This window comes from Yersinia aldovae ATCC 35236, from assembly GCF_000173735.1.
Taxonomy (GTDB): domain Bacteria; phylum Pseudomonadota; class Gammaproteobacteria; order Enterobacterales; family Enterobacteriaceae; genus Yersinia; species Yersinia aldovae.
On record NZ_ACCB01000031.1, the window covers coordinates 42413 to 52213 of the forward strand.

Here is a 9801-nt window from a genome sequence, read left to right on the forward strand (position 1 = left end):
GATCTCAACATTATTTAAGGAACTCCTATGCGTCTAACTACCTTATGGTTACTCTCCGCCGGATTACTGCTTAGTGCGAATGTGATGGCAGCAGATACGGTGAAAACACCGTCGCCGGCTCAGGCCGCGCAACAGAAAAAAATGACCGATTGTAATCAGCAGGCGACCACTCAATCGCTAAAAGGCGATGACCGTAAGAAGTTTATGAGTCAGTGTCTGAAAGCACAGGTTCAGCCCGATGAAAAAGCCCTGACGCCACAGCAGCAGAAAATGAAAAGCTGTAACGCTGAGGCCGCCACCAAAGAGTTAAAAGGCGATGCGCGTAAAACCTTTATGAGCACCTGCCTGAAGAAAGCAGCTTAACCCCACGCAGCCCTACAGGGTATTTAATACCCTGTAGATTAATGGGTTATAGATTTAGCAGAATCGTTGCGCCTTATGACCTTACGATAAAAAATTGGCTATGGTTAAATACTATTGATTGCTGTTGGTGGCAGTCCCGCAATATAATGATAATAGTTATCATTGAACAAGTTAGATTGAGGAGTTCGAACTATGGCAGTAACTAAGCTGGTTCTGGTACGACACGGCGAAAGTCAATGGAACAACGAAAACCGCTTCACTGGCTGGTATGACGTTGATTTATCTGAAAAAGGCCGCGCTGAGGCAAAAGCAGCAGGCAAACTGTTAAAAGACGAAGGCTTTACTTTTGATTTCGCTTACACCTCGGTACTAAAACGCGCTATCCACACCCTATGGAGTGTGCTGGACGAATTGGATCAGGCTTGGCTGCCAACGGAAAAAACCTGGAAGCTCAATGAGCGTCATTACGGCGCACTGCAAGGCTTGGATAAGTCAGAAACAGCGGCCAAATACGGTGACGAACAAGTCAAACTGTGGCGTCGTGGTTTTGCTATCACTCCACCTGCGCTGGAAAAAAGCGACGAGCGTTTCCCTGGTCATGACCCACGCTACGCAAAACTCACCGATGCAGAACTGCCAACCACTGAAAGCCTGGCACTGACCATCGAACGCGTTATCCCTTACTGGGAAGAGGTTATCAAACCTCGCATGGAAAGTGGTGAGCGCGTTGTTATCGCCGCCCACGGCAACTCACTGCGTGCACTGGTAAAATATCTGGATAACCTGAGCGAAGAAGAGATTCTTGAGCTGAATATCCCAACCGCCGTACCATTGGTTTATGAATTTGATGAAAATTTCAAACCAATCAAACGTTACTATCTGGGTGACGCAGATGAAATCGCAGCTAAAGCCGCTGCGGTTGCCAATCAGGGTAAAGCGAAGTAATCATCTCTGATTTCAGGCTCAATAAAAAACCCCCGCTCATTATGAATGTCGGGGGTTTTTCTTTACCTGCAATTTAAGCAAGCACGATAGCTTACTGACGGCGAGCTTTCACTGCCTCAGCCAACTCACGCAATACCGTTTCGGTATCTTCCCAGCCGATACAGGCATCAGTAACACTTTTGCCATAAATCAGTGGCTCGCCACTTTCCAGATTCTGATTACCTTCCACCAAATGGCTTTCAATCATCACACCGATGATCGACTTTTCACCATGAGCAATCTGGTTACACACATCTTTGCTCACTTCCATCTGCTTTTGGAACTGTTTGCTGCTGTTGGCATGGCTGAAATCGATCATTATCTGTGGTTCCAACTTCGCTTTGTTCAGCCCTTCTTTAACCGCAGCAACGTGGGCACTACTGTAGTTTGGCTCTTTGCCACCACGCAGAATAATATGGCAATCATCGTTTCCAGCGGTATTTACAATCGCTGAATGGCCCCATTTGGTCACTGACAGGAAGCAATGCGGTGCGCTGGCCGCATTAATAGCATCGATTGCCACTTTAATCGTACCATCGGTGCCATTTTTAAAACCGACCGGGCAAGACAGGCCAGAAGCCAGCTCACGGTGAACCTGGGATTCAGTCGTACGCGCGCCGATGGCGCCCCAGCTCATCAAATCAGCCAGATATTGCGGGGTTATCATATCCAAAAACTCACCCGCTGCTGGCAGCCCGCTGTCGTTAATGTCTAACAATAACTTACGTGCGATACGCAAACCGTCATTAATATCGTAGCTGCCGTCCATATGGGGATCGTTAATCAGACCTTTCCAACCCACCGTGGTACGCGGTTTTTCAAAATAAACCCGCATCACGACTTCAAGCTCGCCTTGCAGTTCATCACGCAATGTCAGCAAACGGGCCGCATATTCGGTCGCCGCTTGCGTGTCATGAATGGAGCATGGGCCAATCACCACCAACAAGCGATCATCCTTAGCACGCAAGATGTTGTGAATGGCATTGCGACTCTTGGATACCGTTTCTGCCGCCTTAGTGGTTGCGGGAAACCGCTCTAACAGTGCAACAGGTGGCAGGAGTTCCTTAATTTCTTTAATCCGTAGGTCATCATTCTGGTAAGTCATAGTTCATCCATTAAGTCTTGTGACAGTCATCGCACAGCGTCTATTTGTACCAATCTAGTTGAACCAATCTAGCTTGTGAATGTAACGCTGTAAATCTACTTTGTTGCTTTAGGAATTTAGTGCAGATTATCTGCAACAGAACCATCGAATCCCATGACGCATCAACTTATTGAATGGAAGCATCAATTTCTGTTATTTGTTATAAGCTCACTATCAAGCGCCTTATTTCGCTTACCACCGTGAAATCGCCTCAAAAGGTTAATACGTTTTATGCCCACTTTATTGCTCGTTGACGACCACCCAGTAGTGCATGTTGCCCTTGAAGCCGCACTGACGCGGGCGATACAGCCTTATCGCTTGCACTGTGCTGCGGATGAGCGCCAGGCTCTGGCACTGCTGGCCGAATATCATATTGACCTGCTTATTCTGGATATCAGCCTGCCGCAACTGGATGGTCTACAGTTTTTACGCAAAATTCGCCGACATTATCCGCAGCAATCCATCATAATTTATACCGCTCAGGAGGAAGAGGTTTACGCAAAATTGGCCTATACCGCCGGCGCACAGGGTTTTATGCATAAAGGGCAGCCGATGGAACAACTGTTGCAGGCGATTGATGCGGTGCTTGCGGGCCAACGGATATTCCCTACAGGATGTATAAACAGTGGTTCAACGCACCATACCGGGGAATATAACCTGACACAGAAAGAGTTACAGATATTGGGCTTACTCGCTAAAGGCCATTCTAATTTGCATATCGCTCAGTTGCTGAACATCAGCAATAAAACCGTCAGTACCCATAAGACTCATATTCTCAATAAGACCGGTGCCACCAATTTACTGGAATTAATCGCCGTATTTAATGAGTTGCAACCATGAGAAACCTCTGGCTGGGATTATTATTCATTGTTCAATTCACTCTGTTAATCCCGGCACAGGCAGCAGCGGCATTGCAGTACCATTTGGTCAATAGCTTGAATATGCCGGCTGATACGCCATTTACCACGCCAAATAATCAATGGCGCAATCAAACGTTGCGAGTAGGTATACTTAGTGAGAATACCAGCCCTTATAATATTATTGTTGATCATGACTTTTACGGTTTGAATGCTGATTATCTTAATGCTATTCAACAGGCCACTGGGGCCAACATTGAAATAAAAGGGTTCGCAGATGCCAATACGCTGAATCAGGCACTCCAGCGTGGGGATATCGATCTGCTGTTTGGTTTGCCCGACAGCGCATTACATGCTGATTTATTTATTTCAAAACCCTATTATATTAGTAAATTATTGGTGTTACGTAACCGAAAAAATACCCGACAGGTGATGTTAAACTCTGGCGATGCGCGTATTGCTGTCAATAAAATGGCCGGTATGCAAATCGTGGATGAAATTAAGAATAAAAACTCACATAGCCAATTGTTTGACAATAATCTGCAAGCGATTTACTCATTATTAAATGGTAAAAATGACTATTTCATCGCTGATGAAACCAGTGCCAGTTTTATTATTGACCAGCTACAACTGGGGCAAATTTATCAGGTTGAAAGCGATATAAAACCCGGCAGCCTTTCTCTGGTCTTTGCCGCAACCAACCAACCTTTAATTGAGATGCTTGATCACGTTATCGCGAATATCCCGATGGAGACACTCAATACCATTCAGGGCCGCTGGAGTAAAAAAATACCACGCTATCTCGATACCGGTAATGCTGATTTAACACGCATGGAACAAGAGTGGGTTAAGGCTCATCCGATTATCTATTATGCCGCCATTGATGATGACTACCCTTTCACTTATCGCGGTGCCGATAAACAACCGCGTGGTTATATTGTCGATATTCTTAATATCATTGCACAAAATACCGGCCTGCAATTTTTGCCAGTCTGGAGCAGCAACCCGCGTCAGGCCGATCGGCAAGTGCAGCAAAATCAGGCGATGATGCGAGCATTATTACCCCTGGCAGCAGGATTTAAAGTGCAATATGACAGTTCAATACCGATTCACCGCGCTTTATGGGGGGTATATACCCCCAATTTAGTAATGATACTTCCACTTGGAAAAATCTTACCGGTAAGCGGCTCGGTGTAGTCGACGGCGATCCTGGCCAACAGTTGATCCCATCGCAAACCACCGCCGTGGTCTTCCCCAACCGTAAAGCCATGTACGATGCACTCGCCAACGGGCAGTTGGATGGGCTGATCGATAATGTTATCTCTGCCAATTTCATCGTGCTTTCTCGCTATGCTGGCGTCATTAAATTGGCATTTACGGCAGATAATATCGCGTACCCACTCGCCTTCGGTGTTACCCAGCAATCGCCATTGCTGCTCTCTATTCTCAATAAAAACGTGCTGCAAATTCCCTCAGCCACGCTGCAATCCCTGCGTGATGAATGGGTGTCCGACCCGAAGAATATTATTGATGCGGTGAATGAGAATCGTATGATGCCGCCCGCTGCTTGGTTGCTGACCGCCCTCGGCATATTGCTGACACTGCTTCTATTGGTGGCTATTCGTCGTTTTATTCAACAGCGAAAAGAGCAACGTGAAAGGGAAAGATTAGAGCGCGCACGCCAGCAGGCCGATACCGCCAATCAGATGAAGAGCAAGTTTCTTGCCACGATTAGCCACGAACTACGTACTCCAATGAACGCAATTCTTGGCTTGCTCGAACTTGAATTGAAGAAAAACAACGCGATACAAAATAAGAGTAACCTGCCCGTCATCTACAGTTCCGCTTCATCATTATTGAGTTTACTCAATGACTTACAAGACTATGCCAAGTTAGAGACCGGCTCATTACAATTGTCACCACAGCCTACGGCATTAATTCCGTGGATTAATCATATTGGTGCGGTTTATCAGCCATTGTTAGGAATGCGGCCCATCACCTTAGATATCAGTTACAGCGACAATTTACCGGAGACGCTTCTGATTGATGGTGGGCGCTTACTTCAGGTCATGAATAATCTGATTAATAATGCCATGAAGTTTACCCGTCGTGGCACGATAAGCCTCCGCATACAGTGGCAACCACAGGCCGGGCAACAAGGCGAATTACTGTTGCAAGTTGCCGATAGCGGGTGCGGTATTGCGGAATCTGAAATCCCCTATTTGTTTCAGCCATTTTATCGGGCAGAAACCAACGATAACCTGATGATTCAAGGGAGCGGTTTAGGTTTATCAATCTGCAAAGAACTCATCGAACGGATGAATGGCAATATCAGTCTGACATCGGTTTTGAATCAAGGTACTGTGGTTACCGTGCGTATGTCCGTTGCAGTTTCCCCCGCAATGGCCCTACCCACGCAACAGGAAACCCATCCCTTATCATTGCCAGCGCAACGTATTGCCATTGTTGACGATCACCCCAGTAATCTGCTGCTGATGCAACAGCAACTCAGACATTTTGGCATTGACTCTGAGTTGTTTGATAGCGGTCACCAGCTGTTACTCGCTCATCAAAAACAGCCCTTTGACCTGCTGTTTATCGATTACAACATGCCCGCGCCGAACGGTTTTACCGTTGCCCGCATCATCCGCCGACAAGAACGACAACGACGCGGGCAACCGGCAAAAATCGTCTTATGTTCGGCGGATGTACAGGAGTTTACCCGCATCAGGCCGGGAGATGTGGTTATTGATCATTGGTTGACCAAGCCGGTAACACTCAGTGATATTGAGCAAGTGTTACGTCTACAGGCTGATATTCCAACGCGTTATCAGGCTAGTCATAATCTGCGAGCAATGCTTTCACATTTAGGAAATAATCATCCGGCACTGATCCGCAAACTGGCGATAACCCTGTGTGATTCATTGACGCAAGACCTCCAACACATCTCTTTGTCGGATCAGCCATTAGCTGACACCCGGCAGACATTACACCGCATTAAGGGCAGTTTGCTGATATTACAGAACACCCAAGCCGCAGCACTGTGCCAACAACTGATTAACCAGATGCAGCACAGTCAAATCACGCACGGGGCCTATACGCAATTGCAAAATTTGCTAGAACAGTTAATTCATGACTTGAATGAAATTTTGTCAGAGTTAACATAAAGAAATAGCTTTACCCATTTAACGGTCAAAGGAACAACAATGGCTGGACTCTCTTCACTGCTCCCACAAGACCGCAATAGCCGTCGCCTGCTGATAGCCTTCGCAGTCACCACCGTGTTTATGGTGGCAGAAGCCATTGGTGGCTGGTTATCAGGCTCTCTGGCACTACTGGCCGATGCCGGACATATGCTGACCGATTCGGCCGCATTATTCATCGCGTTAATGGCTGTGCATTTTTCTCAGCGTAAACCTAACTCCCGCCATACCTTTGGCTATCTACGGCTGACGACTCTGGCCGCGTTTGTCAATGCAGCCGCATTATTGCTTATCGTGGTTTTGATTGTCTGGGAAGCTGCTCGTCGCTTTTTCTCACCCCATGAGGTGATGGGCGTGCCGATGTTAATCATCGCTATTGCTGGGTTATTTGCGAATATTTTCTGTTTTTGGATACTGCATCGCGGAGAGGAAGAGAAGAATATCAATGTCAGGGCTGCTGCGTTACATGTGCTGGGTGACTTACTCGGTTCAGTAGGCGCTATCATTGCCGCGCTGGTGATACTGACGACCGGTTGGACGCCTATTGACCCCATTTTGTCAGTGTTAGTTTCAATACTGGTGCTGCGCAGTGCCTGGCGCTTGCTAAAAGAGAGTTTCCACGAATTACTGGAAGGTGCGCCGCAAGAGATTGATATCGCAAAACTGCGCAAAGATTTATGCGCCAATATTTATGAAGTTCGCGATGTACATCATGTCCATTTATGGCAAGTGGGTGAGCAACGGCTGATGACGCTTCATGTGCAGGTAATCCCACCCCTGGATAACGATGAGTTGCTACAACGTATCCAACACCATTTATTGCATCATTACCACATTGGCCACGCCACCATTCAAATGGAGTACCAGCGTTGCGCAGCGCCCGATTGTGCCATTAATCAAGCGCCCCCGGCACCAAGCCATAACCATTAATCGCAAGCAGGCCACTCTTCAACGGGATACCCGTGAAAGTGGCCTGACTGAGTGGTTACTGATCCTGAGTCGACAACGGGCGTGAATGATTTCGCGCCGCACTCTTAATCCACAACCATGAACCGTTCAGAGCAATCAGCGTCAGCAAGACATACTCCAGCGCCATTGCGTACACCCCCTGATAGGTAAAAATTGCCACACTGATCACATTGATCACCACCCAAATCAGCCAGTTCTCAACATATTTACGCGTCATCAGAATCATGGCTGCAATCGACAATACCATCATGGTGGAATCCCAGAACGGGAAGGCATCAGGTTGTAACTCAGGCATTTGCACATTCGCCCCCAGACTCTGCATCACCGTCACCGCCGCACGGGTTAACCAGGCAAATACCGTATCGATATACAGTGTCATTAAGGTGATACCGGCCGCACAAACCACCGCCAACGCCAATGCTTTCGGCAAGGACAGCCAGCGAATTTTTAATTCAGCCTGATTATCCGAGGTTTGTTTACTCCAGGCATACCAACCGTAGATGTTGGCAACGAAGAAAAATAACTGCAATAACAAGCTGGCATAGAGTTGGATCTGAAAGAAAATGACCGCGAACAACGTCACGTTTATCAAACCAAAAAGATAGTTGATAATTTTTTCTTTGCTGGCAAACCAGATACACAGCAATCCAAACAGCGTACCTATTGCTTCAATCCATGAAAGATCATACCCGCCTGTACCCAGCGGAATATGAACCAATATGTTACTGGTACTAAAAAAATCCATCTGGCTATCCTTTTGCTGTTAATACAGTAGTGAATATACTCTAAATAATTCGAGTTGCAGGAAGGCGGCAAGCGAATGAATCCCGACGAGCTTACTGTAGTAAGTGATTCGGGTGATTGAGCGCGGCCAACGCACATGCAGCTTGAAGTATGACGAGTATAAATGCTTACGCATTGCCTTTGATCTGTAGCTTCAACTGGTTGGCAAAATCCAACATACGATTGAGCGGTATCAACGCCTGCTGACGCAGTTCTTCATCGACATGAACCTCATGCATCATTCCGCCCTGCTCCAACCCCTCAGCAATGGCCATGAGGCCATTCATTGCCATCCAAGGACAGTGGGCGCACGTTCTACATGTCGCCCCTTCACCTGCGGTTGGTGCTTCGAATAACTCTTTATCCGGACATACCTGCTGCATTTTGTAAAAGATGCCGCGATCAGTCGCCACAATCAGTTTCTTCTGTGGCAGATTTTTTGCCGCCATAATCAGTTGGCTGGTCGAACCGACAGCATCAGCCATATCGACAACAGCTTGTGGCGACTCTGGGTGAACCAACACAGCGGCATCAGGGTGTAACGCTTTCATCCGGGCCAGCGCCTGAGTTTTAAACTCGTCATGGACGATACACGCCCCCTGCCAGCACAACACATCGGCACCACTCTTCTTCTGGACGTAATTGCCCAGATGCCGATCCGGTGCCCAGATTATCTTCTCACCCAAGCTATCGAGATGCTCAATCAGCTCAACCGCGATACTGGAAGTGACCACCCAATCCGCCCGAGCTTTGACTGCCGCTGAGGTATTGGCATACACCACCACGGTTCGCTCAGGATGGCTATCACAAAATGCAGCAAATTCATCAGCCGGGCAGCCCAGATCCAGTGAACATTCTGCATTCAGAGTCGGCATCAATACCTGTTTCTCTGGACTAAGGATCTTGGCCGTCTCCCCCATAAAACGTACGCCTGCAACCAGTAAAGTCGATGCTGGGTGGTTACTGCCAAAACGCGCCATCTCAAGTGAATCGGCGACACAACCGCCGGTTTCTTCGGCCAATGCCTGAATCTCAGGGTCGGTATAATAGTGAGCGACCAACACGGCATCGCGCTGTTTTAACAGTGTTTTGATTTTCTCACGGTAAAAAGCTTTTTCATCTGCATCAAGCAGGACGGGCCGTGCAGGAAATGGGTAAATAGCCGCATTCACATCAAAGGTTTCGCTCATCGCTCACATCTCTATTGCCAGTGATTCCGGAGCCATGATATCTCTCAGGCTGCCAGTAAGATTGGTTTGTTTTTTATCCTAAACAAAATAACCAAAAATCAGCTAAAAGTCGCCAAATTTTGTCTCAGAATGGCAAAAATGTTTAATAGAGTTAAAAATAAGGGGGGCGCTGAGTGGCGGAGGGAATATCAGATGATTATAGGGATCTGTTTGGGTTGCTGGGATGAGAAGTATAAATCATATGACCAGGAAGGTATAGCTGGGAGAGCGTGTCTCTGATGGTGGGTCGTGCGGGATGACTCGTCCTG

The 9801-nt window shown here is 47.3% G+C and carries 7 protein-coding genes and 1 pseudogene; 5 read left to right on the forward strand and 3 right to left on the reverse strand.

The features are described 5' to 3' along the window. The first annotated feature begins 27 nt into the window (after positions 1 to 27). Together YALDO0001_RS14250 and gpmA are read left to right on the forward strand one after the other, a co-directional pair. On the forward strand, positions 28 to 363 hold the full coding sequence (locus YALDO0001_RS14250; RefSeq protein WP_004704132.1) for a PsiF family protein: 336 nt from the start codon (positions 28 to 30) through the stop codon (positions 361 to 363). A gap of 192 nt (positions 364 to 555) precedes the next feature. Beyond that, entirely contained in the window at positions 556 to 1308 is a 753-nt protein-coding gene (gpmA, locus tag YALDO0001_RS14255; RefSeq protein WP_004704134.1) for a 2,3-diphosphoglycerate-dependent phosphoglycerate mutase, read from the forward strand. Between the two features lie 91 nt (positions 1309 to 1399). Here the strand turns inward: gpmA and aroG are convergent, their stop codons facing one another. Then, positions 1400 to 2452 (reverse strand): 3-deoxy-7-phosphoheptulonate synthase AroG, encoded by a 1053-nt coding sequence (aroG, locus tag YALDO0001_RS14260; RefSeq protein WP_004704136.1) that lies wholly within the window; start codon positions 2450 to 2452, stop codon positions 1400 to 1402. A 270-nt stretch (positions 2453 to 2722) separates the two neighbouring features. On the opposite strand from aroG, the gene YALDO0001_RS14265 reads away from it, so the two are divergent. The 3 genes and pseudogenes from YALDO0001_RS14265 (at position 2723) to zitB (ending at position 7481) form a co-directional block, all read left to right on the forward strand. Continuing rightward, positions 2723 to 3331, forward strand: a complete 609-nt coding sequence (locus YALDO0001_RS14265; RefSeq protein ID WP_042840131.1) for a response regulator transcription factor — start codon at positions 2723 to 2725, stop codon at positions 3329 to 3331. Beyond that, positions 3328 to 6515: pseudogene (locus tag YALDO0001_RS22555) on the forward strand (ATP-binding protein). The gene YALDO0001_RS14265 and the pseudogene YALDO0001_RS22555 overlap by 4 nt, the downstream one beginning before the upstream one ends. 39 nt (positions 6516 to 6554) lie before the next feature. Next, positions 6555 to 7481, forward strand: coding sequence for a CDF family zinc transporter ZitB (gene zitB / locus YALDO0001_RS14275; RefSeq protein WP_004704141.1), 927 nt, complete (start codon positions 6555 to 6557; stop codon positions 7479 to 7481). Positions 7482 to 7536: 55 nt separating this feature from the next. On the opposite strand, the gene pnuC is transcribed toward zitB, so the two are convergent. Next, entirely contained in the window at positions 7537 to 8265 is a 729-nt protein-coding gene (gene pnuC, locus YALDO0001_RS14280) for a nicotinamide riboside transporter PnuC (protein ID WP_004704142.1), read from the reverse strand. Between the two features lie 166 nt (positions 8266 to 8431). Beyond that, complete coding sequence (nadA, locus tag YALDO0001_RS14285) at positions 8432 to 9493, reverse strand: quinolinate synthase NadA (protein WP_004704143.1); 1062 nt, start codon at positions 9491 to 9493, stop codon at positions 8432 to 8434. Between the last annotated feature and the right edge of the window lie 308 nt (positions 9494 to 9801).